21 protein-coding genes are annotated in these 22,214 nt (G+C 64.6%); 16 read left to right on the top strand and 5 right to left on the bottom strand.

The window, feature by feature from the left end:
• Positions 1-39: 39 nt before the first annotated feature.
• Positions 40-1,314: an ABC transporter substrate-binding protein gene (locus tag ACT4OC_RS16790; RefSeq protein ID WP_444840133.1), complete on the bottom strand. Its 1,275-nt coding sequence runs from the start codon at positions 1,312-1,314 to the stop codon at positions 40-42.
• Between the two features lie 34 nt (positions 1,315-1,348).
• On the bottom strand, positions 1,349-1,681 hold the full coding sequence (locus tag ACT4OC_RS16785) for a hypothetical protein (protein ID WP_444840132.1): 333 nt from the start codon (positions 1,679-1,681) through the stop codon (positions 1,349-1,351).
• A 342-nt stretch (positions 1,682-2,023) separates the two neighbouring features.
• Here ACT4OC_RS16785 and ACT4OC_RS16780 point away from each other — a divergent pair, with 342 nt between their 5' ends.
• The 8 genes from ACT4OC_RS16780 (at position 2,024) to ACT4OC_RS16745 (ending at position 8,828) form a co-directional block, all read left to right on the top strand.
• Positions 2,024-3,220 carry an ABC transporter substrate-binding protein gene (locus tag ACT4OC_RS16780; protein WP_444840131.1) on the top strand — a complete coding sequence of 399 codons (1,197 nt, stop codon included), beginning with the start codon at positions 2,024-2,026 and terminating at the stop codon, positions 3,218-3,220.
• A 70-nt stretch (positions 3,221-3,290) separates the two neighbouring features.
• The gene (locus tag ACT4OC_RS16775) at positions 3,291-4,184 is read left to right on the top strand and encodes a branched-chain amino acid ABC transporter permease (RefSeq protein WP_444840130.1); all 894 of its coding nucleotides are present in this window, start codon (positions 3,291-3,293) and stop codon (positions 4,182-4,184) included.
• A 12-nt stretch (positions 4,185-4,196) separates the two neighbouring features.
• Positions 4,197-5,108, top strand: a complete 912-nt coding sequence (locus tag ACT4OC_RS16770; protein ID WP_444840129.1) for a branched-chain amino acid ABC transporter permease — start codon at positions 4,197-4,199, stop codon at positions 5,106-5,108.
• On the top strand, positions 5,101-5,841 hold the full coding sequence (locus ACT4OC_RS16765) for an ABC transporter ATP-binding protein (protein WP_444840128.1): 741 nt from the start codon (positions 5,101-5,103) through the stop codon (positions 5,839-5,841). The genes ACT4OC_RS16770 and ACT4OC_RS16765 overlap by 8 nt, the downstream gene beginning before the upstream one ends.
• An 8-nt stretch (positions 5,842-5,849) precedes the next feature.
• Positions 5,850-6,569 carry an ABC transporter ATP-binding protein gene (locus ACT4OC_RS16760; protein WP_444840127.1) on the top strand — a complete coding sequence of 240 codons (720 nt, stop codon included), beginning with the start codon at positions 5,850-5,852 and terminating at the stop codon, positions 6,567-6,569.
• Between the two features lie 19 nt (positions 6,570-6,588).
• Positions 6,589-7,479 (top strand): branched-chain amino acid ABC transporter permease, encoded by an 891-nt coding sequence (locus ACT4OC_RS16755; RefSeq protein ID WP_444840126.1) that lies wholly within the window; start codon positions 6,589-6,591, stop codon positions 7,477-7,479.
• A 3-nt stretch (positions 7,480-7,482) separates the two neighbouring features.
• The gene (locus ACT4OC_RS16750; RefSeq protein WP_444840125.1) at positions 7,483-8,412 is read left to right on the top strand and encodes a branched-chain amino acid ABC transporter permease; all 930 of its coding nucleotides are present in this window, start codon (positions 7,483-7,485) and stop codon (positions 8,410-8,412) included.
• Positions 8,409-8,828 (top strand): FixH family protein, encoded by a 420-nt coding sequence (locus tag ACT4OC_RS16745; RefSeq protein WP_444840124.1) that lies wholly within the window; start codon positions 8,409-8,411, stop codon positions 8,826-8,828. Before ACT4OC_RS16750 ends, ACT4OC_RS16745 begins: the two co-directional genes overlap by 4 nt.
• Positions 8,829-8,881: 53 nt before the next feature.
• Here ACT4OC_RS16745 and ACT4OC_RS16740 read toward each other — a convergent pair whose 3' ends face one another.
• Positions 8,882-10,315 carry a helix-turn-helix domain-containing protein gene (locus ACT4OC_RS16740; protein WP_444840123.1) on the bottom strand — a complete coding sequence of 478 codons (1,434 nt, stop codon included), beginning with the start codon at positions 10,313-10,315 and terminating at the stop codon, positions 8,882-8,884.
• A 146-nt stretch (positions 10,316-10,461) separates the two neighbouring features.
• Here ACT4OC_RS16740 and ACT4OC_RS16735 point away from each other — a divergent pair, with 146 nt between their 5' ends.
• Positions 10,462-12,099, top strand: a complete 1,638-nt coding sequence (locus ACT4OC_RS16735) for an isocitrate lyase (protein ID WP_444840122.1) — start codon at positions 10,462-10,464, stop codon at positions 12,097-12,099.
• 118 nt (positions 12,100-12,217) lie between these two features.
• On the opposite strand, the gene ACT4OC_RS16730 is transcribed toward ACT4OC_RS16735, so the two are convergent.
• Positions 12,218-13,750, bottom strand: a complete 1,533-nt coding sequence (locus tag ACT4OC_RS16730; protein WP_444840121.1) for a PAS domain-containing sensor histidine kinase — start codon at positions 13,748-13,750, stop codon at positions 12,218-12,220.
• A gap of 409 nt (positions 13,751-14,159) precedes the next feature.
• Here ACT4OC_RS16730 and ACT4OC_RS16725 point away from each other — a divergent pair, with 409 nt between their 5' ends.
• From ACT4OC_RS16725 to ACT4OC_RS16700, 6 genes are all read left to right on the top strand, one after another.
• On the top strand, positions 14,160-14,822 hold the full coding sequence (locus ACT4OC_RS16725; protein WP_444840120.1) for a response regulator transcription factor: 663 nt from the start codon (positions 14,160-14,162) through the stop codon (positions 14,820-14,822).
• A gap of 174 nt (positions 14,823-14,996) precedes the next feature.
• The gene (locus ACT4OC_RS16720) at positions 14,997-15,380 is read left to right on the top strand and encodes a response regulator transcription factor (protein ID WP_444840119.1); all 384 of its coding nucleotides are present in this window, start codon (positions 14,997-14,999) and stop codon (positions 15,378-15,380) included.
• 866 nt (positions 15,381-16,246) lie between these two features.
• Entirely contained in the window at positions 16,247-16,543 is a 297-nt protein-coding gene (locus tag ACT4OC_RS16715) for a hypothetical protein (RefSeq protein ID WP_444840118.1), read from the top strand.
• A gap of 76 nt (positions 16,544-16,619) precedes the next feature.
• Positions 16,620-17,195, top strand: a complete 576-nt coding sequence (locus tag ACT4OC_RS16710) for a LabA-like NYN domain-containing protein (protein WP_444840117.1) — start codon at positions 16,620-16,622, stop codon at positions 17,193-17,195.
• A 308-nt stretch (positions 17,196-17,503) separates the two neighbouring features.
• On the top strand, positions 17,504-18,379 hold the full coding sequence (locus ACT4OC_RS16705; RefSeq protein ID WP_444840116.1) for a phosphonopyruvate hydrolase: 876 nt from the start codon (positions 17,504-17,506) through the stop codon (positions 18,377-18,379).
• Between the two features lie 76 nt (positions 18,380-18,455).
• Positions 18,456-19,481 (top strand): histone deacetylase family protein, encoded by a 1,026-nt coding sequence (locus ACT4OC_RS16700; RefSeq protein WP_444840115.1) that lies wholly within the window; start codon positions 18,456-18,458, stop codon positions 19,479-19,481.
• Here ACT4OC_RS16700 and ACT4OC_RS16695 read toward each other — a convergent pair.
• Entirely contained in the window at positions 19,415-20,380 is a 966-nt protein-coding gene (locus ACT4OC_RS16695; RefSeq protein ID WP_444840114.1) for a LysR family transcriptional regulator, read from the bottom strand. The two genes, ACT4OC_RS16700 and ACT4OC_RS16695, sit on opposite strands and share 67 nt — an antisense overlap.
• Positions 20,381-20,488: 108 nt before the next feature.
• Here ACT4OC_RS16695 and ACT4OC_RS16690 point away from each other — a divergent pair, with 108 nt between their 5' ends.
• The gene (locus tag ACT4OC_RS16690) at positions 20,489-22,168 is read left to right on the top strand and encodes an FAD-dependent oxidoreductase (RefSeq protein WP_444840113.1); all 1,680 of its coding nucleotides are present in this window, start codon (positions 20,489-20,491) and stop codon (positions 22,166-22,168) included.
• Positions 22,169-22,214: the final 46 nt, after the last annotated feature.

Below are 22,214 nucleotides of genomic sequence, written 5' to 3'. Positions count from 1 at the left end.
CGGAGTGGCGGCGGCTCGAACAAGCCGCCGCCTCCAAGGCTATTTCTTCAGACCGGTCTTGATCCAGGCCTCGCTCTTCACGCCATCCGGCGGGTTCACCTTGTCGGCGGGATAGCGGACGACATCGACCATCTTGAGCTGACCACCCTCGACCTTGGTGGTGCCGACCGCGGCATCCATGATCGCCTGGTGTCCCTTGCCAAGTGACATCTTCACCGTTCCGCCGGGCCCCTCGAAGGTGAGGTTCTCGAGCGCGGCAATGATCTTGTCTTGATCGGGGGCCGCGCCGCCGGTGCCCTTCGCCTTCTCGTAGGCGGCCTTCACGCCGAGAATTGCCTGGGCCATCTTGAAGGAGGCATAGTTCGGCGGCACCTGGTACCGGTCCTGGTAGTTTGTCTTCAGCCAGCGCGCCAGTACGGTATCGGGCGCGAATGGTCCGAAGGGGCCGCGAGCTCCCAGGATGGTTCCGTCAGGAATACGCGTGCCGAGCCTGTTGATCGCCGGTTCGCCCGCCGAGAGGATCACCTTGTGCTTTTCGAACAGGCCGCGCGGTGCGCCTTGCAGCACAAGCCCCTCGAGATCGCCGCCCCACATGCTGGAATGGATCACCTCTGCGCCACTACCGAGCAACGTCGTGATCTCGGCGCCGAACTGACCGGCAAAGAGCTTCGGCATCTGTGAGGTCTTCAGCTCGATACCGGGCTTCAGGGTCTTCATCGAATTCTCGAAGTCCGCCCATGAGTCCTGGCCCCAGGCGTAGTTCTGGTTGATGCCCGCAATCGACTTTACGTTGGGATTTCGTTCCACCAGGTAGAGCGCGACGGACACGTTGTCCATCGTGCCCGTGGGGCCGGTGCGGAACACATATTTGTAGCTCGCGTCCTCGAAGATACGCGGCGTACCGCAGTCGAACAGGATCGTGAGCTTCTTCAGCTCCTCGGCCACCGGCGCGATCGCCAGGCAATCGCCGCTCGAGATGTAGCCGATGACAATATCGACCCTCGGCGCAAGGTTACGAAATTCGGCCACCTGCTTCTGCGGACCGCCGGCCTCGTCGATGATGACGAGCTCGATCGGGGTGCCGCCGAATCCCTTCTGCGTGTGCGGCGCGGGCACGGTGCCGGCGTTGAGCATCTCGGCGGTGAGCTCGGCCGCGTTGCGGGCCGGGACGCCAAAGGGGCCGGCCGCCGGGCCGGAGAGCAGCGTCACGATGCCGACCTTGATCGGCTGCTGTGCCAGGGATGCAGGGACAGTGAGCAGCATGACGAAGGCGGCGACGGCCGCGCGCAGGCCGAAGCTGAGTGAGTTTCGCATCTGATTCCTCCTCCACGTCGTCGGTTGTTGCCTACTACAGGCCTCGCGCCCGCTCCCTGAGCGTGAACTTCTGCACCTTGCCGGTTGCAGTCGTCGGCAGCGGCCCGAACACCACGACTTCGGCGCCGCGCCGCTCGCCGTGGATCGCTGCGATCCGATCCGGATAGATCTCGGCCGAGCGCGGCAGGAACGAAACGGGCGTGAGCGGGGAGAAGTTTGCCTCGTTGCGGCCGAGGCCGGAAAACGCCCCGTTGCCGGTGCCGTTGCGCGACCGTGGATTGGATTTCGCCGCACGCTTCTTGCGTGCCGGTCTGGAGCTCGTTCGCTTCGGCCGTGCCGCGCGCTTGCCTTGCGCTGATCGTGCCATCGCAGCTCCTCCCGCGGCGCCCGCGCCTTTGAAGGGTCGGGCGCCGTCCGATCCGGTTCTCCTTGGACCGGGCGCTGGCATATGCCGCATCGCGCCCCCATTGCCGGCAATGCGACATTGTTGATCGGAGTTGGCGCCTTGGCAAGTTTGGCCTGCCGCTCAATTGCTGCGGCACGGCATAATTCGGGGCAAGAAGACAGGACTTGCAAACCGGCGTGACATTCCTCAGGCTTAGCATCGTCCGCGAACGGTCAGGCAGGGGCGTGCGCGGGACCGGCGTTGCAATATGCTCAACCACATGAGGCGGAAAAGCCGCCCGCGTTTTCAGCAGGAGGAGACACCATGAGAATTGTCAGTGTTGCGGCGGCCGCGCTGCTTGCCGGCATGATGACCAGTGTTTCGGGCGGGGCTTTAGCCCAGGAGCGTACCGTCAAGATCACCGGCTTCGGCGCCAAGTCCGGCGTCGTCCGCGTGTTCGGCGTCAACAGCGAGGCGGCGATGAAGGCGGCCGCCGAGGAAATCAACAAGGCGGGCGGCGTCACCCTGGGCGACGGCACGAAAGCAAAGCTTTCGGTCGAATTCCTCGACGATCGCTGCAATGCCGAGGAGGGAATCTCCGTCATTCGCCGCATCGCTTCGTCGGATGCCTTCGTGGCGATCGGGCCGACCTGCTCGAACGTTGCCGAGTCGCTGTTCGGAATCCTGCAGAAGAAGGTCGGCGATGCCTCCGACAGCGGCCTGCAATTTCCGGTGTTTGCGGACGTCGCGGCCAAGGGCGGCCTCGCTGCGATTTCCGAATGGGCGTTTCGCAACGTCCCGAGCGAGTTCCAGATGTACAAGTCGCTGTTCGCGTGGCTGAAGCAGGAGCACCCCAATCTGAAGACGATCTACGGCGGCGTCGAAAAGGACTTTGCGCATTCCAACGCCACCTACGGCGTGATGAAGAAGCAGGCCGAGGAGAACGGCTTCCAGTTGCTGGGGTCCGGCGAGTGGCTGCTGAATGACACGAACTTCTCGACGCAGGTCCGCGAAATGCGCCGCGCCAATCCGGAGATCGTCGCCATTTCCGCCCACCCGTTCACGACCTGCGGGGTGCTGCGCGAGATGGATCGCCAGGGCGTGAAGCCGAAACTCCTGATCGGCCTGACCAGCTCCTCCAGCATCGAGACGCTGCAGGGCTGCGGCAAGCAGGCGGAGGGCATCATCATACCGACCAGCTTTGCGCCTGTCACCCCGGAGGCGAAAGCCGCCGCCGACAACGTCACCAAGCAAGGCGGCAGCATGGATCTGCACAGCGCGGCGGCCTACGAGATCATGTTCATCCTCAAGGACGTGATCGAAAGCCAGAAGATCATGGCAAAGCCCGATACTGTGCAAGCCGATCGTACCAAGATGCGCCAGGGGCTTGCCGCGTTGAAGGAAACGAAGGGGCTGCTCGGCAAGGTCGGGCGCACCAACGACCGCGAGGCGATCAAGCCGTATCTCTACGTGCACGCGAAGGACGGCAGCTGGAAGGTTCTCCACAAGCCTTCCTCGTGATCGCCGTCGACAAGCGGCGGGCCGGGCTGGCCCGCCGCTTCCCTTGACCCTGTAGTGTGGGGGCACCGCAGTGGACCTGCTTGACCTGATCGATGCCGTGCAGTCCGTCGCCGACGGGTTGCTGTTCGGCTCCACCTATGCGCTGCTCGGAATAGGCTTCACGCTCATCTTCGGTGTGATGCACAAGATCAACCTTTCCTATGCCGCCGCGTCGATCGGCGCCGCTTACGGCAGCCTGCTGCTCGTCAGCGGCTTCACCGGCGCGCCGGCGATCGTCGTCTTCATGGCCGCGGCGCTGTGCGGCGGGGTGATCGGCGCGCTCGTCTATTTCATAGGCTTCAAGTTCATCCCGGTCGCCAACCCGCTGGCCACCTTGATGTCGACCGTCGGCCTGTTGCTGCTGATCGACGAGATCATCGTGCACACCACCGAGGGCGTGCCGCTCGCCTATCCGGCGCTGTATTCCGACGTGGTGGTGCGGTTTGGCTCGTTCATGTTGCGCGGCGACCTGATGTTCGTGTTCGTGCTTGGTTGCGCCTGCATGGTGCTGTTCCTGCTGCTGCTCTACCGGACCAGGCTCGGCATCGCCACGCGCGCCGTCTCGCAGCAGCCGATCGCCTCGCAGCTCTGCGGCATCAGCATCCTGCAGGTGAACGTTCTGACCTTCGTGGTCACCGGCATGCTGGGCGGCATCGCCGGCGCCATGAGCGGCGCGGCGATCGGCATGCTGTCTCCGCTGCTGGCGCAGCCGCTCACCGTCAAGGGCCTGATCGTCACCGTGATCGGCGGCCTCGGCAGCATACCCGGGGCGATCATCGCCGGCCTGATCGTCGGCGGGCTGGAGAGCCTGTTCCAGTTCCTGCGCGGCGTGACCGAACGGGACCTCTACATCATGATGCTCCTGTTCGCCTTCCTCGTATTCCGGCCGGGAGGCATTTTCGCCAAGGCGCCCGGGCGCGACTGAGAGGGGAGCGGCATGGATTTCTATCTCGGTCTCGCACAGGTCATAGGCGTCCATACGCTGCTGGGCCTGTCGGCCTATTGCGTCCTGCTCACCGGCCAGGTGAGCCTGGCGCAGGCGGCCTTCTTCGCCGTCGGCGCCTATGTCGCGGCGATCCTCACCGTCATCTTCAAGTGGCATCTAATTTCCGCGCTCGGTGTTTCCGCCGCCGTCTCCGGCCTGACCGCCTGCGCCGTCGGATTCCCGGCGCTGCGCGTCAAAGGATTGATGCTGGTGGTCGCCACGCTCGCTTTCGGCGAGGCCGTGCGCCTGTTCTTCTTCAATTTCACCTACCAGATCCAGGCGGGCGAATTGAAGATCGGCCCGCACGGCGCCGAAGGCTTTCGCCAGATCCGCTACTTCCCGGAGCATGGCTGGACCACCTTCGACGTCCTCGTGTTCATCTGGCTGATGGTGGCGATCGTGATGGCATGCCTGTGGTGGCTCGATCAATCGCGTGCCGGCGCCGTGATGCGCGCGGTCGGCGAAGACGAGGTGGCGGCGCTCAGCTCCGGCATCAACGTCACGGCGGTGAAGGTGTCGGCGATGACCATCGGCGGTGTCATCGCCGGAATCGGCGGCGGCATCTTCGCGCACTACACGACGCATATCGAGCACGTGCAGTTCGGCGTCATTCTCGCGACCTTCGCCATCGCCTATCCGATTCTGGGCGGGCTTTCGAACGTGTTCGGCACGCTGCTCGCCGTCGTCTTCATCCAGGGCTTCCTGATCGAGGGCCTGCGCTTCCTCGGCGACTGGCGCAATCTGCTGTTCGGAGCGCTGATCGTGCTGGCAATGAACCTGCGGCCGCGCGGCTTTCTCGACGCCAGCGGCATCGCCTCCGTGAAACGCATGCTGCTTGCGCGCAAGGAGGGCTCCGGTGCTTGACCTTCAGGGTATCGCCAAGCATTTCGGCGGCGTCCACGCGGTGGACGGCGTCGACCTGACCGTGAAGCGCGGCGAGATCCTCGGCCTGATCGGGCCGAACGGCTCCGGCAAGAGCACGATCGTCAACCTGGTTACCGGCCTGTTTCCATTGACCTCGGGCCGGATTCTCTTCAACGGCGACGATATCTCGGACCTGCCGTCCCATGCGCGGGTTGGCCTTGGCATTGCACGGACATTTCAGAATATCCGGCTGTTCGGGCAATTGTCGGTCTGGCAGAACCTCTGGGTCGCGCAGAATTCCCGCCAGCAGCGCCAGGAAATGTTCTTCAAGCGCTGGTTCGGCGGCTCCGCGGGCGTGCAGGCGGAAATCGAGCGGACGCTCGAATTCTTCGACCTGGCGCACAAGCGCCACGACCTCGCCGCCAACCTCTCCTTTGGCGAGCAGCGGCGGCTGGAATTCGCCCGCGCCATTTCTGCAAGGCCGGACCTTCTGCTGCTCGACGAGCCGGCGGCGGGCATGAATGCCGAGGAAGTCGATCAGCTCGATGCCCGCATCCGCAAGATGCGCGATGACGGCTTTACGGTCCTGTTGATCGAGCATCACGTCGAGCTGGTCATGTCGGTCGCCGACCGCATCGCCGTTCTCAACTTCGGCCGCAAGATCGCCGAAGGGCCGCCGGCTGCCGTGCAGGACGATGCTGCCGTGCGCGAAGCCTATCTCGGCACGCAGTGAGGTGAACCATGCTGGAAGTGTCGGACCTCGTCACGACTTACGGCAAGATCGAAGCGCTCAAGGGCGTGTCGCTGCAGGCCGAGGGCGGGAAGATCACCTGCCTGCTCGGACCGAACGGCGCCGGCAAGACCACCCTGATGATGAGCATCGCCGGAATTCTCAGGCCCCGGCGCGGCTCGATCAGGCTTGAAGGCGCCGAGCTGGTCGGGCTGTCGCCCGCGAAGATCGTCTCGCGCGGCGTCGCGCTGGTGCCGGAGAACCGGCTGGTCTTCCCGGAGATGTCGGTGCGCGAGAACCTGCTGGCGGGGGCATATCAGCGCCGGGACAAGGGCGAGATCGCCGCCGACATGGAGCAGATGTACGGGCGCTTTCCGCGACTGAAGGAGCGGAGGGAACAGCTCGCCGGCACGCTGTCCGGAGGCGAACAGCAGATGCTGGCGGTCGCCCGCGCGTTGATGTCGCGCCCGCGCGTGCTGTTGATGGACGAGCCCTCGCTCGGACTCGCGCCGCTCATCGTGGCAGAAATCTTCGATATCGTCGCTGCGCTCAATCGCGACGGCACCACCATCCTGCTGGTGGAGCAGAATGCACACATGGCCCTGAAGGTGGCGCACCAGTTTTTCCTGATGGAGCAGGGCCGCGTCACCTTCCAGGGCACGCCCGGTCAGCTGGCGGAAGACGAGGTGATCCAGCGGGCCTATCTCGGCACCCGCCGCGCCGCCGGCTGAGCCGGCAGGTCGGGGACCGATGATCGATTTCATCCAGAATACGATCGACGGCGCGATGATCGGCTCGTCCTACGGGCTGCTCGCGCTGGGCTTCACCGTGATCTTCGGCGTCATGCGGCGTCTCAACCTGTCCTACGGGCCATCGGTCATGATCGGCGCCTATTTCGGCACCGTGCTCTATCTGGACTTCGGCGCCGGGCCGTTCGCGGTCGCCGCCGCGGTCGTGGCCGGAGCGGTGATCTCCGGCGTCTACGTGGAGCGGCTCTGCTTCGCACCGATGAAGGCCGGCGCCGGGATCGCGTCGATGGTGTCGAGTTTTGCGATCTGGATGCAACTGGAGCAGGCGGCGGTTCTGGTCCTGCCGCGTCACACCTACCCGTTTCCGCCGCTGGCGACCGGCCCCGCGCTCGAGATCGGTCCATTTCTGGTTCGCCCCGACCACCTGATCATGGCGGCGGGCGCTGTTCTGCTCGCCGCGGTCGTACAACTCGCGCTCTATCGCACGCGCTTCGGCCTTGGCCTCCGCGCGGTGATCGCCAACCCGATTGCGGCGAATCTGGTCGGCGTGGACGTGCGGCGATCGGTCATGCTGGCGTTCGCCGCGGCGTCGGCCATCGGCGGCGTGGCCGGCTTTCTCGTGCTGGCGGTCGACCAGCAGGTGACGCCGATGTTCGGCATGTGGGTAACGCTCAAGGGCCTGATCGCGATGATGATCGGCGGCCTCGGATCGATACCCGGCGCGCTGCTCGGCGGATTGCTGCTCGGCATCGTCGAGGTGCACAGCCACTGGCTGTTCGGCCCGCAGGTGCGCGACCTGTTCGCCTATTTCGTGCTGTTCGCTTTCCTCGTCGCGCGTCCGGGCGGCTTGCTCGGCCGCACGGCCGACGTCGAGCTGTCGTACAGGGCGTGACCGATGGACGATTACCTGGTCAGCGTATTGTCCAACATCGGGGTCATTTCGTTCGTCGCGCTGTCCGCATATATCCTGCTGCTCACCGGGGAAATCTCCTTCGGGCAGCAGGCGTTCTTTGCGATCGGCGCCTATGCGGCCGGCATGGCAACCGCGATGTGGGGCTGGCCGCTGGCGCTGGGTATTGCCTTTGGCGCGGCGGCGGGCGCCGCCTGCGCCGTGTCGCTGGGCATCCCGACGCTGCGGCTTCACGGGCTTCAGTTCGCGATCGCGACGCTTGCGTTCGCCGAGATGGTGCGAATCCTGTTCGAGCTGTTGCGCTATCAGGTCGACGTCGACGGCGAACGAGTTGGACCCGACGGCACCGACGGCTTCCGCAACATTCGCTACATCTTCGATCACAACATCGAGATTTTCGATTTCATGATGCTGATCTACGCGATGCTGGCGGTCACGCTCGCCGGCTTCATGTTGCTCGAACGCTCGCGGCTTGGCGTCATTTTCCGCATGATCGGCGAGGATGCGACGCTCGCCTCGCTGCAGGGGATCGCGGTCGCCCGATACAAGGTTCTCGCGGCCGGCATCGCCGGTGCGCTCGCGGCGGTCGGCGGCGGCCTCTACGCCCATCTGACCACCTATGTAGAGCCGCGAAGCTTTGATGTCATGCTCGGGGTCCATTCCCTTGCCTATGGTCTGATCGGCGGGCTCGGCACTGCACTTGGACCGCTGCTCGGGGTCGTGATCGACGTCGGCCTCCTCGAGTCGGTGCGACTGTTTGCGGGCTACCGCATGATCATCTTCGGTGGTCTGGTCGCGTTGCTGCTGATTGTTCGTCCGCGCGGCCTGCTCGATGAGCGGCTGGTGCACGGAATCGGCCGATTGTTCCGGAACGCGGTTTCCGGAGCGCCGCGAACCGGACGAGGACCGCGATGAGAGCGATCGTTTGCCTGGCTGTCGCCGTGGCGGCGCTGCTGGCCTTGTACCCGCAAGCCGCGCTCGGCCAGGTGCGCGCCAAGGCTGCCGTGACCTGCGTCGCGGCCGGCGAGGTGCTGGAGTACGACTGCACGATCAAGCTTGCGAATGCGCGCTCCGGCGAGCCGCTCTCCGGGCTTACCGTTTCCGTCGGAGCGGACATGCCTTCCATGCCCGGCCTGCACAATTTGCGCCCGGTCAAGGCGACCGAGCAGGCGGAGAAGGGCGTCTACAAGGTGCGCCTCGAGCTCGAGATGCACGGCGACTGGGCGGTACAGATCGATCTGAGCGGCGCGGTGCGCGACCGCGTGATTGCGACGCTGCGCTTCGAAGACGTGGAAGTCAAAGACGTCAAACCGCCCTCCGGCCGGCGCTAAGCATTGAAGCGCGGCCGCCTCGATGCCTTGAACGACTCAGGGCCTCGGGCTCGTCAGTCCGCCGAGAACCCGAACGGGACGCTCGACGTCCTGAAATCGTCGGGAAGAAGCTCACGGCCGATCGGGAGCGCCGAGCGTGCCGCACATTTCGGGCGGTGACAGACGCGGCATGCGACGCCGATCGGCGTCGCCTCGTCGGCGCGCGGCCTCTGTCCGTCGCGGGTATAGATCAGCTGGCCGGCATGCTCGGCAGCGCAACCGATGGCGATGGCGCGCTCCACGCGGATTGCCCCGAACGAGCCGCCGCCGGCGGTGACGGTGCGGGCGATCGAGAAGAACTGCTGTCCGTCGGGCAATTCCAGCCACTGCGTGACGATCTGGCGCGGCGTCCTGAACACCCCGTGCACCGACCACAGCGGGCAGGCGCCGCCGTGCTTGGCAAACGGGAATCCGGCGCCGTCGAGCAGCTTGGAAATGTTGCCGGCCGGATCGACCCGGATCAGGAAGAACGGGACCTTCTCCAGACCCGGCCTCTGCAACGTGGTGACGCGATGGGCGGTCTGCTCGAAGCTGGTGCCGAACTGACGCGCCAGCGCCTCCAGGTCGTAGCGGCGTGCGTCGACGGCTTTCGCGAACATGGAATACGGCATGATCAGCGCGCCGGCGGCGTAGGCTGCGAGCGCCCGCCGCGCCAGCAATTCGGCGCTCTTGCTCGTGAACTTGCCGGCCTGCAGCGCCGCGCCGATCTCGTCCTCCATTTCGAGATAGGCAAGTTGCTTGGCCAGCTGGAAATTGAGGCTCGCGTTGTCGAGCGAGTCCTCGAGCAGCAATTGCCTGCGATGCAGGTCCAGTCGCCTGGTCGACCCGAGCATGACGCTCGGCGGCAGGTACCGGACTTGAAGGTCGTGGCGACCGCGAAGCCGTTCGATCAATCCGTTCGGCCCGGCAGGTACCTGCACGATGCGCTCGGCTGCATCGTCGAGGTTGGAAAAGTTGTTGCGGCGCGCCGCGAGAAATCGCCTGACTTCTGCAACGGGATCGTTGGCGTCGAGGCTCAGCTCGTTCGACGCTGCGCCCGCGGGCGCCGGCGCGCTGCGCTCCGCAAGCGCCAGCTGTTCCTCGCGATAGGCCGTATAAAGGCGAAGGAATGCTTCGGTCATTCCCGGGTAGCTTACGGCGAGGTCGCTGATTTCGAGCGCGGGGATATCGATGTCGGAAAACATCGGTTCCTTCAGGATCGACTGCATCCGCGCCGTGTGATCCGCCCCGCGATCGCCGGCGAGATCGGCCAGGTCGATCTTGTAGGTGCGGGCAAGGCGCAGCAGCATGTCCGCCGTCACCGGGCGCTGATTGCGCTCCAGAAGCGCAACGTAAGGGGCGGAAATCTCGAGATCGGCCGCCATGTCCGCCTGGGTCAGGCCGAGATCGCGCCGAAGCCGTCGCAGTCGTGGTCCCATGAAGACCGAACGGGTGCTGGAGGTAACCATATCGAATTCCTGCGTTCTGTAATGGTATTACAACAATACATCATTTTCTTGTAAAGTGTGACAAGTTTTCTGCGGAATGGCTAGCGACCGGCGTTATAGCCCTTACAAACACTCCCAAGATTGTCGTTACCGAAGGGAACACGGACATGAACTTCCAACCGCGCGGAATCAGCGACCGGGCCATCCAGGGACCGGCTTCCTACCAGAGCGAGATTGAGGCCGCCGAAGCGCTCCTCAAGACCAAGGAGACCTGGAACGGCGTCACCGCCGAGGCCGTGGCGCGCATGCGCCTGCAGAACCGCTTCAAGACCGGCCTCGACATCGCCCGTTACACCGCGGCGCTGATGCGCGCCGACATGGCGCGCTACGACGCGGACAGCACGAAGTACACCCAGTCGCTGGGCTGCTGGCACGGCTTCATCGCCCAGCAGAAGCTGATTTCGGTCAAGAAGCACTTCGGCAATACCGATCGCCGCTATCTATACCTCTCCGGCTGGATGATCGCCGCGCTGCGCTCCGAGTTCGGACCGCTGCCCGACCAGTCGATGCACGAGAAGACCTCGGTGCCGGCCCTGATCGAGGAGCTCTACACCTTCCTGCGTCAGGCCGACTCGCGTGAGCTCAACGATATCTTCCGCAGCCTCGACGCCGCCCGCAAGGAAGGCGACAAGGCGAAGGAAAAGGCGTTGATCGAGAAGATCGACAACTTCCAGACCCACGTCGTGCCGGTCGTCGCCGACATCGACGCCGGCTTCGGCAACGCGGAAGCGACCTACCTGCTCGCCAAGAAGATGATCGAGGCGGGTGCCTGCGCCCTGCAGATCGAGAACCAGGTCTCCGACGAGAAGCAGTGCGGCCACCAGGACGGCAAGGTCACCGTGCCGCACGAGGTGTTCCTGGCGAAGATCCGCGCCTGCCGTCACGCGTTCCTCGAGCTCGGCGTCGAGGACGGCATCATCGTGACCCGCACCGACTCGCTCGGCGCCGGCCTGACGCAGCAGATCGCCGTGAGCCACGAGCCCGGCGACCTCGGCGACCAGTACAACAGCTTCCTCGATTGCGAGGAAGTGACGGCCGCCAACGCCCGCAATGGCGATGTCATCATCAACCAGAACGGCAAGATGATGCGTCCGAAGCGGCTCGCCAGCAACCTCTACCAGTTCCGCCCCGGCACCGGCGCAGACCGCTGCGTGCTCGACTGCATCACCTCGCTGCAGAACGGCGCCGACCTGCTGTGGATCGAGACCGAGAAGCCGCATATCGAGCAGATCGCCCAGATGGTCGATCGCATCCGCGAGGTGATCCCGAACGCGAAGCTGTGCTACAACAACTCGCCGTCCTTCAACTGGACGCTCAACTTCCGCTGGCAGGTCTATGACGCGATGAAGGAAGCCGGCAAGGATGTCAGCAAGTACAACCGTGCCGAGCTGATGAAGGCGGAGTACGACGACACGCCGCTGGCGATCGAAGCCGACGAGCGCATCCGCACCTTCCAGGCCGATTCGGCCAAGCGTGCCGGCATCTTCCATCATCTGATCACGTTGCCGACCTATCACACGGCGGCACTGTCGACCGACAATCTTGCGAGGGAGTATTTCGGCGAGCAGGGCATGCTGGGTTACGTGAAGAACGTCCAGCGCGCCGAGATCCGTCAGGGCATCGCCTGTGCCAAGCACCAGAACATGGCCGGCTCCGACATCGGCGACGACCACAAGGAATACTTCGCGGGCGAAGCCGCTCTCAAGGCGGGCGGTGCGCACAACACGATGAACCAGTTCGGCTAACCGACGTCGATCGGGCAGCCTGCAAGTCTGGCCTTCAATTGCAGCGGGGCGATTTCAACGACAGCGATGTCGTCGAAATCGCCCCGCAAGTGTTTGCGGAAGACGCTCGACGCAAAGCCTATCCGGCCGGCGTCCCGTCAGCCTGCCGCGCCTGAACGGCCTCCTGCCTCGGCGGCAACGTAAATCGAAAAACCGCGCCCCGAGGCTCATTTGCACTTGCCCAGAGCCGGCCGCCGTGCGCCTCGATGATCGATCGGCAGATCGCCAGACCCATCCCCAGACCATCGGGTTTGGTGGTGTAGAAGGCCTCGAAAACGCGGTGTGCACTTGCCGGGTCCAGGCCAGGACCTGAATCCCTGATGGCAACGAGCACTCCGCCTGCGGCATCCGTCTGCGTGCCGATGAGCAGTTCGCGCGTCTCCTCGCCGAGATCGCTCATCGCCTCGGCTGCATTCATCAGCAGATTGAGGATCACCTGCTGCAGCTGAACGCGATCGCCGTCCAGGGACGGCAAGCCAGCCGCAAGGTCCGTCTGCAGCGCGACACCGTGCTTCAGCATCTCGCTCCGGGTCAGGGCGATGACGTCGAGGATCGCTTCGTTCAAGTCGAAGCGGCTGCCGCCGGGCGGCGCCTTCTTGATGAGGGTGCGGACGCGGCTCATCACTTCGCCGGCCCGTCTGCCGCTCTCGACGATCTGGCCGAGGGCCTGGCGGACCTCTTCGAGATCGGGCGGGTTGGCGCTCAGCAGGCGCAAGGCTGCCTGAGCGTTGATAACAGCAGCGCCGATCGGCTGGTTGAGCTCGTGCGCGATCGAGGCCGTGAGCTGACCCATGGTCGTCACGCGGTTGACGTGCGCCAGCTCCGCCTGCGCTTCGCGCAAGGCCTGCTCCGCTTGTTTTCGTTCCGTGATGTGCCTCCCGACGCCGCGGTAGCCGGCGAAGCGCCCGTCTTCGTCGAACACCGGCATTCCCGAGACCGATACGTAACGCTTGCTACCGTCGGGCATGGGTCGCGCGAGCTCGAAGTCGCGGAACGGCAGGTGAGCGTCAAGCGTCTCCCGATGCTTGCGCCAGGCCTCTTCATCGGGCTCCAGATAGGACACTTCCCACCGGGTTTTGCCGAGTTCGGAACCCCGGTCCGGTGCATCGACGACGCACTCGGCGAACTCCTGGCGAGTAAAGCGATGTTGCGCGTCGCTTTCCCAGTACACATCGAACGAGAATTGCACGAGCGTGCGAAAGCGCTCCTCGCTTTCGCGCAAGGCTGCTTCCGCCTGTTTGCGCACCGTGACGTCACGGACCATGGATATGCTCAGTGTGCGGCCACCATCCTGGAAACGTCGCAGGCGAACCTCAACGGGGAAAACCGTTCCATCCGCTCGTCGGTAGCGAGTCTCAATTGTGAGAAATTCGCCCTTTTTCAGGCTCTCATTGAGACCCTTCACAGTCGATTCGTTGAGATCGGCATCGATGTCGAAGCGGGTCTTCCCGATCAGCTGTTCGCGGTCGTATCCCAGGATTTCGCAGGCCCGGTGGTTCGCATCGACAATGGCTTCATCCTCGTCGTGGACGATGTACGCATCGGCTGCAAAATCCACAAACGTGCGGAAGCTGTATTCCGCATCGTGGCCGAACCGATATGATTGCTCCAACGGGCGCACTCCGCCGTACTCCGGTGGTCGCTATCGGACTGACTTGTCGGCCCTGGCTGTCACGATCGTCCGCTCGAGCAGGCCGACCTTCGGCAGCCATTCTGCCATAGCCGGCGCGGCATGGCATGCATTTCCGGCATTTGCGGTGGATGCAGAACATGCCGCGGCAAGCAGGGGCCGGGCACATCCTGCAGACCCGCCGAAGGACGTCCTTCGTGCTCGCGTATACATACGCTGGCGGTGCAAGCTTGGCGTGCCCGCCCGCGCCCGAGCAGGCGAACGGCGATCCGTCGCAGCGGAGCAAGCCGGCCGCTTTACCCGGAACAATGCAATTGGATATAGTCGATGCCGTCATGTTTGCGTCGCAAGCCCCGCTGCGGGGCTCGCCCGTGTGCGGAAGGACTGCAAGGTGACCCCGCTCAAGTTGTCAGCCGGTGCGGCCGCGAGCGTAGAAGAGCCGATTGTCTTCGTGGTCGACGACGACGCGCCGACCCGGCAGGCCCTTGCGAGGCTTTTCTATTCCGTACGGTTGCGGGTCGAGGTTTTTGCGTCGGCCCAGGAATTCCTGAAGAGCGGGCGTCCGGACGTCCCAAGCTGCCTCGTGCTCGACGTCAGGCTGCCCGGAGTAAGCGGGCTCGACTTCCAGGCCGAGCTGATGAACGCCGACATCAGGATTCCGGTCGTGTTCATCACCGGGCACGGCGATGTCCCGATGACGGTGCGGGCGATGAAGGCCGGCGCCGTCGATTTCCTGATCAAGCCGTTTCGCGATCAGGATCTCCTCGATGCGGTAGCCTCGGCGATCCAGCGGGATCAGGCGCGACGCGACGCGGAGAAGAGGATCGCCGACATGAAGACGTGCTTCGCCTCACTGACATCGCGCGAGCGCGAGATCATGGCCCTGGTCGCCGGCGGACTTTTGAGCAAGCAGATTGCCGCGCAAATCGACGTCAGCGAGATTACGGTCAAAGTGCATCGCAGTCATCTCATGAAGAAGATGGGCGCAAGATCGGTAGCCGACCTCGTCAGGATGGCGGAAGCGCTAGGAATAACTTCGGGCGCCCGCCGCTGAACCGGGCGTCGCAGCATGACGGCTCACGGTCCCAAAGACAGCATGCACGCGAATGCGAAAGAAACCGCTGCACTCGAAACCTAGGTATAGTTCCGCTGCGGCAGATTAGATCGTAGCTTTCCTCATTCGATGGCCGGCCAATGGTCGAAGCAATCCCAAGGGAAGGTCGGTCGCGTGCAGGGCCCGGTAATCTCGATCATTGACGACGATGCCTCGATACGCGGGGCGGTGGAACGGCTGTTGACGTCGATGGGGTTTGCGGTGCGGGCCTACCCTTCCGCAATCGAGTTCCTCGGCTCGCCGCGGCTGAAGGACACGCTCTGCATCGTTGCCGATGTCGAAATGCCGGGCATGAGCGGGCTCGAGCTGCAGGACCATCTGGTCGCGAACGGCTTCAACATCCCCGTCATCTTCATCACGGCGTTTCCCGAGGAGCGAATTCGCGAACGTGCCATGAAACGGGGCGCAGTCTGTTTCCTGAGCAAACCGTTCGATGAGACGCAGTTGCTGGAATGTGTGCAACGGACCTTGGCGTCCGACGGCGCAGCGGGACGATAACCGCGCGGGCGACTGGATTGCTCAAAGCCCGTACGCTTTGAAAACCGACCCGGCGGAGGGCGCGCGGCAATTCGCGCGCCAGCCTCAAACGATGTTTGTCTGAGAAATGGTTTCGCCAGCCGTCAGCCGGTCCTGGGCAGGCCAGCTCAACAACGCGCTTCTGCGGTGGCTGGTGTAGCAGCTGGAATCGCAATATGCGAACCGCGTGCCGATTTCCCGTACATAGCCCGTGCCGATGGGCGTGCAGCACATCACGCACCGCGAAGGCGAGATCGGCGTCCTTTCGTTGACCAGCACGAATCTGATCTGGCGCCTGGCCATCAGGCAGCTCGAAATCGATGGATCCACCGGTTGTCGCCCTCCCGGCGGGCCTTGAAGCGATCAACGCACTTCTTGGAACAGAGGGCGGACCGCCAGGAGTAGTACCTGATCAAGCCAAACCTTCCCTGACACACCGCGCAGCGATTTTCGACTCCGTTCCGGACATTCTGCTCACCGTCGCACATTCTTGCCTCCGTGTAGCGTTCGTCCCTTCGAGCGCAGCTCGCCGGGGCGAGGCTGCGGAGTGCAGCCAGACTAGCGGGTTGAGATCAAAGCTCAATTATACGGAGGGCTAGGAGCCGTATCGAAAGGAATTGGCAACCTATACCAAGGTTGCAATGTCCCGGTCTTCGCTGGCAGCACCGGTTTGATGCTGGTGGCGATGCTCGCCATGGCGCGGCCGGCTGCATCTATACCTAGGTATATGCCTCCCAACCAAAGTAAGGTCCGAAGCATACTTCCGTGCAATGGCCGCCGGGTCGTCCGGCCGTTACGCTTTCCATTCAGGGACGAAACGGCAGCTCTCGCTTGCAGTGGAGATTGATATGTCGAAGCCGCGCCTGCGACTGGTCCATTCCTCGAACGACACGGAGCCGGCAGCGCTGATTTGGCAACGCGGCCGCGGTTTGCGTCCCCTGGTCCTGCAGGGGGAGGGGCATGCGGGGCCATCCGCGTCCGAAGAGATATGGGAAGCCGGCCTTGAACTGGTCCATCTCGGCCTTCTGACCTCCTGTCGCAATTACTTGGCCTTTGTGCAGGCGACCATCGCGGTTCTCGATCTCTGCACGAACCCTGAAGAGGCGATCGCCTTCGGCTCCGCAGAGCGAGCGAGACGGCACTAGCGATCGCCTATCGTTCGTTTCCGTTTCGCATTTTGCAGATCGACCGTACTCATCCCGAAGAGAATTGAAGCGCCTGATGTTGTTGAACCCGCAGTCGAAGATCGCCGTGTTCATCGAGGGCGCCAATCTCTACGCGACCGCAAGGGCGCTCGGTTTCGACGTCGACTACAAGAAGCTGCTCAAGGAGCTGCAAGGCCGCGGCACTCTGGTGCGCGTGTTCTATTACACCGCCATCGTCGAGGACCAGGAGTTTTCCTCGCTTCGGCCGCTGGTCGACTGGCTCGATTACAACGGCTACACCGCCGTCACCAAGGTGACAAAGGAGTACGTCGACGCCTCGGGGCGCCGCAAGGTCAAGGCGGACATGGACATCGAGCTTGCGGTCGGTGCGATGGAAATCGCGCCCCATGTCGACGAGATCATGCTGTTCACCGGCGACGGCGATTTTCGCTCGCTGGTGGAAGCGCTGCAACGCCGCGGCGTACGGGTGACGGTGGTGTCCACCATCGCCTGCCAGCCGCCGATGATCGCCGACGAGCTGCGCCGTCAGGCCGACATTTTTCTCGATCTGGCGGAGTTGCGCGCCAGCGTAGGTCGCGATCCGTCGGAGCGGTTGGCCTCACGGCGTGCTCCGCCGTCGAGTGTCGTCTAGAGAAAAGCGTGCCCTCGGCTCGACCCGAGGGATCATGCTCAAACCAGTAGAGTTCGAGAGAGCCGCCATTGCATCGGCGGCAGGTGGGTGATTTCTCCTCCCGGTCATACCACCCCGGCCCGCGTTCGCCGCATCCTGATGCGGGCCGGCTCTCGCCCGATTCTCGTGCTCTACCAAACCGCAAGAGCAGCAAGCTGCTGCTGGCTGCACGATCGCGCCCGGCGGCGGTGGTCTCCGATGTGCCATCCCGTCAGATTTCCTGTATCTGTCTGGGAAACACCATGCCGACTCGAGGAGCAAACCTGCACATGACCGGCAAAGGGCGCCTGCTCAGGGACAAGATGGCCGAATCCGGCCTCGTCCACATCATGGCGGCGCACAGCCCGCTGTCCGCGCGGCTGGCGCAGGAGGCGGGATTCGACGGCATCTGGGCGTCAGGCTTCGAGCTCTCGGCGCTCTACGGTCTTGCCGATGTCAGCCTGATTTCGATGACGCAGCATCTCGAGATGATGCGCGCCATGGCCGAGCGTGTCGACCTGCCGGTCGTCGCCGACATCGACACCGGCTTCGGCAACGCCATCAACGTGATCCACGCCGTCAGGCAATACGAGCGGGCAGGGGCCGCCGCCGTCGTGATCGAGGACAAGTCGTTTCCGAAGGTGACCAGCCTCGTCGCCGGCGGCCGCCAGGAGCTGCTGCGGATCGAGGAGTTCCAGGGCAAGATCGAGGCCGCCTGCCAGGCGCGGACGGATGCCGGTTTCCTGGTGATCGCGCGCGATGAAGCGCTGATCGCCGGCCTCGGGGAGCCGGAAGCGCTGAAGCGGGCCGCGGCCTATGAGGAGGCCGGGGCGGACATGATCCTGATTCATTCCAAACAGAGGACGCCCGATGAGGTGGAGAGCTTCGTGCGCGCCTTCAAGGGTAGGGCGCCGATCGTCATCGTCCCGACCGCCTATCCCGAGATGACCGCGGCGCGTATTCGCGCGCTCGGAAAAATCCGGATGGTGATCTACGGCAACCACGCCATCCGCGCCGCGGTCACGGCGATGCAGGATGTCTTCGCCGCCATCCTGAAGGACGGCGGCATCCAGAATGTCGACAAGGAGATCGTCCCGGTCGGGGAAATCTTCCGCCTGCAGGACATGGACCGGGTGAAGATCGACGAGAAGCGTTACCTGCGATGAACAAGCAAGGCGCAGTCATCGTCCTCGCGAATTGGGTTGCACCGCTCTTCCGGCAGCACAGCAAGGGAGTGTTTCAGTGAAAGCCGTCTACACCGAGCTGCATCGCAGCCACGATCCGCGATTCTTCCTGGTTCGCGGCGTGGTCAAGCGCACCACCGAGCAGCCTGAGCGCGCCGACCGCCTGCTGGCCGGGCTTGCCGCCGGCAAGCACGAATTGATCGCACCGACCGGGTTCGGGCAGGGGCCGCGGGCGCGCGTGCACAGTCCGGAGTATCTCGACTTTCTTGCCACCGCCTGGGACGCCTGGTCGGCGCTTGGCGACGCCGGGCCCGAGATGATCGCCAATGTGCATCCCGTGCGGCATGCGGCGACCTATCCGACGCACATCGTCGGCCGGCTCGGCTGGCACACCGCCGACACCGGCTGCCCGATCGGGCCGGGCACCTTCGCCGCGGCTTGCGCAGCCACCGATGTCGCAGCGACCGCGGCGCAGCTGGTGCTGGACGGCGAGGACGCCGTCTACGCGCTGTGCCGTCCGCCCGGTCATCACGCCTTCCGCGACGTGGCCGGCGGCTTCTGCTTTCTCAACAACAGCGCGGTTGCCGCCGCCCATCTGCGCCTGCGCCACGAGCGCGTCGCGATCCTCGACGTCGACGTCCACCATGGCAACGGCACGCAGGGCATCTTCTACGAACGCGCCGACGTCCTCACCGTCTCGATCCATGCCGATCCCGCCTTCTACTATCCCTATGTCTGGGGCTACGCCCACGAGCGCGGCGCGGGCGAAGGGCTGGGGGCCAATCTCAACATCCCGTTGCCCCTCGGCACCGGCGACGACGGCTATCTCTTAGCGTTCGAGGCGGCGGCGAGGACCATCCACGCCTTCGCGCCCGGCGCGCTGGTGGTCGCGCTTGGCCTCGATGCGTCCGAGCACGATCCGCTCAAGGGATTGGCGGTCACCACCGACGGCTTCCGCCGCATCGGTGCTGCGCTGGCACGGCTCGGCCTGCCGACGGTGCTGGTGCAGGAAGGCGGCTATCTCTCGGATATTCTCGGCGCCAACCTGACGGCCGTGCTCGCCGGACTCGAGGCGGCGCGGTGATGATCGAGGCTCGCTCCCAGCGCCTTCCGTGCGACGGACACGAAAGCCTTTGCGGCCGGCGACAGCGTTCGGCCTTGGCGACGCAATAGCGACACCGGCCGCGAGATGGCCGGCCGCGCCAGCGGCTTTGCAATCAGCGTTGGAAACTGATCGGTCGGCAGCATCGTGGCGGGCAGGATGGCAAGCCCCAGCCCCTGCGCCGTCATGGCGAGCGCGGTGTTGATCAGCGTGACTTCATAGGTCGGGGAGAGGCGCTTGCCCTGCTGCGCCAGCGCCAGGTCGATCTGCATGCGGATTCGCGTTTCGCGCCGCATCGCGATGGTCGGCTGCCCGGCCAGGTCGTCCCATGTCAGCGAACGCCGTGCGGCGAACTCGGTGGTTCGCCGGCCGATGGCGCTGAGCCGCCCGCTGATCAGCGTTTCGATGGTTAGCCCCGCGATCTCGCCTTCGACGCTGCCGATGGCGAATTCCGCATCTGAAGCGATCATGCGCGGCACCAGGTCGTCGGCCGCCACATCGCGCATGTCGATCTCGATGTCGGGATGGGCGGTGCGGAATTTCGCCAGCACCCGCGGCAGCAGCGCCGATGCGGCGCCGGCGGACGCCAGGAACGCTACGCGCCCGGCACGCGCCTCGGCGAGGTCGCGCATGCGCCGCGACAACGCCTGCGCATCGTTCAGCATTCGCTCGGCCGCGTGGAAGGCTTCGTCGGCCGCCGGCGTCGGCTGCACGGCGCGCGTCGAGCGGTCGAACAGTCTCACGCCGAGCTGGGCTTCGAGCTGCTGGATCAGCAGGCTTGCCGCCGACTGCGTGATGGCGAGCTCGCGCGCGGCGCGCGTGATGCTGCGCGTGCGATACACGGCGGCGAAGGCCCGCAGCTGCCGCAAGGTTACATTCATATGAAAAGCTCATGAATTGATGAGTTCTTTCAGTCTAATCTCATAAACGATCCTTCTCTAGAATGCATCATGCACCGCAACGGCGGGCAGAAGGCTTTAGGGGAAGCGATGAAGACCCAGGTATTGATCGTGGGCGCGGGGCCCGTGGGACTGACGGCCGCCATGGATCTCGCATCGCGCGGCATCGATGTCGTGGTCGCCGAAATCCGCCATGCCGGCGACCCGCCCAGCGTCAAGTGCAACCACGTCTCGTCGCGCTCGATGGAAATTTTTCGACGGCTCGGCGTCGCCGCCAGGCTGCGCGAGGCCGGACTGCCCGCGGATTTTCCCAACGACTGCTCCTATCGCACCACGGCGACCGGCATCGAACTCTGCCGCATCGATATCCCTGGCCGCGCCACCCGCTACAGCGCAACCGGCGGACCCGATACCTGGTGGCCGACACCGGAGCCGCCGCACCGCATCAACCAGGTCTATCTCGAGCCGATCCTGTTCGACCATGCCGCTGCGCAACCGCGCATCGCAATTCTGCCGCGCACGGAAATCGTCGACATCGCGCTGCACGACCATGGGGTTGTGGCGCAGGCCCGCAACCTCGACGACGGAACCTCGTTCCGCATCGAGGCCGCCTTCCTGATCGGGTGCGACGGCAGCCGTTCGATGGTGCGCAAGTCGATCGGCGCGACCCTGTCGGGCACGCCAGTGATCCAGCGCGTGCAATCTACCTATATCGAGGCGCCGCAACTGAGGGAATTGATGTTGCCGCACAAGCCGGCCTGGATGGTGCTCTCGCTCAACCCGCGTCGCTCCGGCACCACGGTTGCCATCGACGGCCATGACCGCTGGCTGATCCACAATCATCTGAAGTCGGATGAACCGGACTTCGACTCGGTGGATCGCGACTGGGCCATCCGCGCCATCCTCGGCGTCGACGAGAATTTCCAGTATACGATTCTCAGCGAGGAGGACTGGGTCGGCCGCCGCCTGGTCGCCGACCGCTTCCGCGATCGCAGGGTGTTCATCTGCGGCGATGCCGCGCATCTGTGGATGCCCTATGCCGGCTACGGCATGAATGCGGGGATCGCCGACGCCGTCGATCTGTGCTGGCAACTGGCCGCCCATCTCAACGGCTGGGCGCCGGCCTCGATCCTCGACGCTTACGAAGCCGAGCGCCAGCCGATCACCGAGCAGGTGTCGCGTTTTGCCATGGACCATGCGCTCGCCATGATGGCGCAGCGTAGCGGGGTCTCGGCCGAGATCGAGGACGATACGCCGCGTGGCCACGCTGCGCGCGCCTCGCTCGCCAAGGCGGCATACGATCTCAATGTCCAGCAATATTGCTGCGCCGGCCTCAACTTCGGCTACTACTACGACGCCTCGCCGATCATCGCCTATGACGGCGAAACACCGCCGCCCTATACGATGGGAAGCTTCACGCCGTCGACCGTTCCCGGCGCGCGTGCTCCGCATCTGTTCCTGCGCGACGGGCGCTCGCTCTACGATGCGTTCGGGCCGGGCTATACGCTTCTGCGGTTCGATCGCGCGATCGACGTTGCTCCGCTGCGTGCCGCCGCCGAACGGCGCGGCATGCCGCTCGCGTCGGTCGATATCGCGGCCGATGAAGCCGACAATGCCTTTGCCGAGAAGCTCGTGCTGGTGCGGCCGGACCAGCACATCGCCTGGCGAGGAAAGGTCGCGCCTGACGATCCTGACGCGTTGATTTCGCGCATCATCGGTGCGGCGCATGGCGCGGCAATCGCAAGGCCGGGCGTCATGCTGCCGGCCTGACGTCGCCGGCATCCGCCGCAACGAAAAGAATGCACACAGGGGAGGA

This window comes from Bradyrhizobium sp. (assembly GCF_052389815.1).
Classification (GTDB): Bacteria; Pseudomonadota; Alphaproteobacteria; order Rhizobiales; family Xanthobacteraceae; genus Bradyrhizobium.
The sequence above is the reverse complement of the archived record's forward strand: the minus strand, read 5'-3'. Positions and strand labels throughout refer to the sequence as shown.

What these genes read in the sequence shown, in the direction of transcription:
- ACT4OC_RS16790 (WP_444840133.1), bottom strand. Translation starts at nt 1,314, where the DNA reads ATGCGAAACTCACTCAGCTTCGGCCTGCGCGCGGCCGTCGCCGCCTTC.
- ACT4OC_RS16785 (WP_444840132.1), bottom strand. Translation starts at nt 1,681, where the DNA reads ATGGCACGATCAGCGCAAGGCAAGCGCGCGGCACGGCCGAAGCGAACG.
- ACT4OC_RS16780 (WP_444840131.1), top strand. Translation starts at nt 2,024, where the DNA reads ATGAGAATTGTCAGTGTTGCGGCGGCCGCGCTGCTTGCCGGCATGATG.
- ACT4OC_RS16770 (WP_444840129.1), top strand. Translation starts at nt 4,197, where the DNA reads ATGGATTTCTATCTCGGTCTCGCACAGGTCATAGGCGTCCATACGCTG.
- ACT4OC_RS16760 (WP_444840127.1), top strand. Translation starts at nt 5,850, where the DNA reads ATGCTGGAAGTGTCGGACCTCGTCACGACTTACGGCAAGATCGAAGCG.
- ACT4OC_RS16755 (WP_444840126.1), top strand. Translation starts at nt 6,589, where the DNA reads ATGATCGATTTCATCCAGAATACGATCGACGGCGCGATGATCGGCTCG.
- ACT4OC_RS16750 (WP_444840125.1), top strand. Translation starts at nt 7,483, where the DNA reads ATGGACGATTACCTGGTCAGCGTATTGTCCAACATCGGGGTCATTTCG.
- ACT4OC_RS16745 (WP_444840124.1), top strand. Translation starts at nt 8,409, where the DNA reads ATGAGAGCGATCGTTTGCCTGGCTGTCGCCGTGGCGGCGCTGCTGGCC.
- ACT4OC_RS16740 (WP_444840123.1), bottom strand. Translation starts at nt 10,315, where the DNA reads ATGGTTACCTCCAGCACCCGTTCGGTCTTCATGGGACCACGACTGCGA.
- ACT4OC_RS16735 (WP_444840122.1), top strand. Translation starts at nt 10,462, where the DNA reads ATGAACTTCCAACCGCGCGGAATCAGCGACCGGGCCATCCAGGGACCG.
- ACT4OC_RS16715 (WP_444840118.1), top strand. Translation starts at nt 16,247, where the DNA reads ATGTCGAAGCCGCGCCTGCGACTGGTCCATTCCTCGAACGACACGGAG.
- ACT4OC_RS16710 (WP_444840117.1), top strand. Translation starts at nt 16,620, where the DNA reads ATGTTGTTGAACCCGCAGTCGAAGATCGCCGTGTTCATCGAGGGCGCC.
- ACT4OC_RS16705 (WP_444840116.1), top strand. Translation starts at nt 17,504, where the DNA reads ATGACCGGCAAAGGGCGCCTGCTCAGGGACAAGATGGCCGAATCCGGC.
- ACT4OC_RS16695 (WP_444840114.1), bottom strand. Translation starts at nt 20,380, where the DNA reads ATGAATGTAACCTTGCGGCAGCTGCGGGCCTTCGCCGCCGTGTATCGC.
- ACT4OC_RS16690 (WP_444840113.1), top strand. Translation starts at nt 20,489, where the DNA reads ATGAAGACCCAGGTATTGATCGTGGGCGCGGGGCCCGTGGGACTGACG.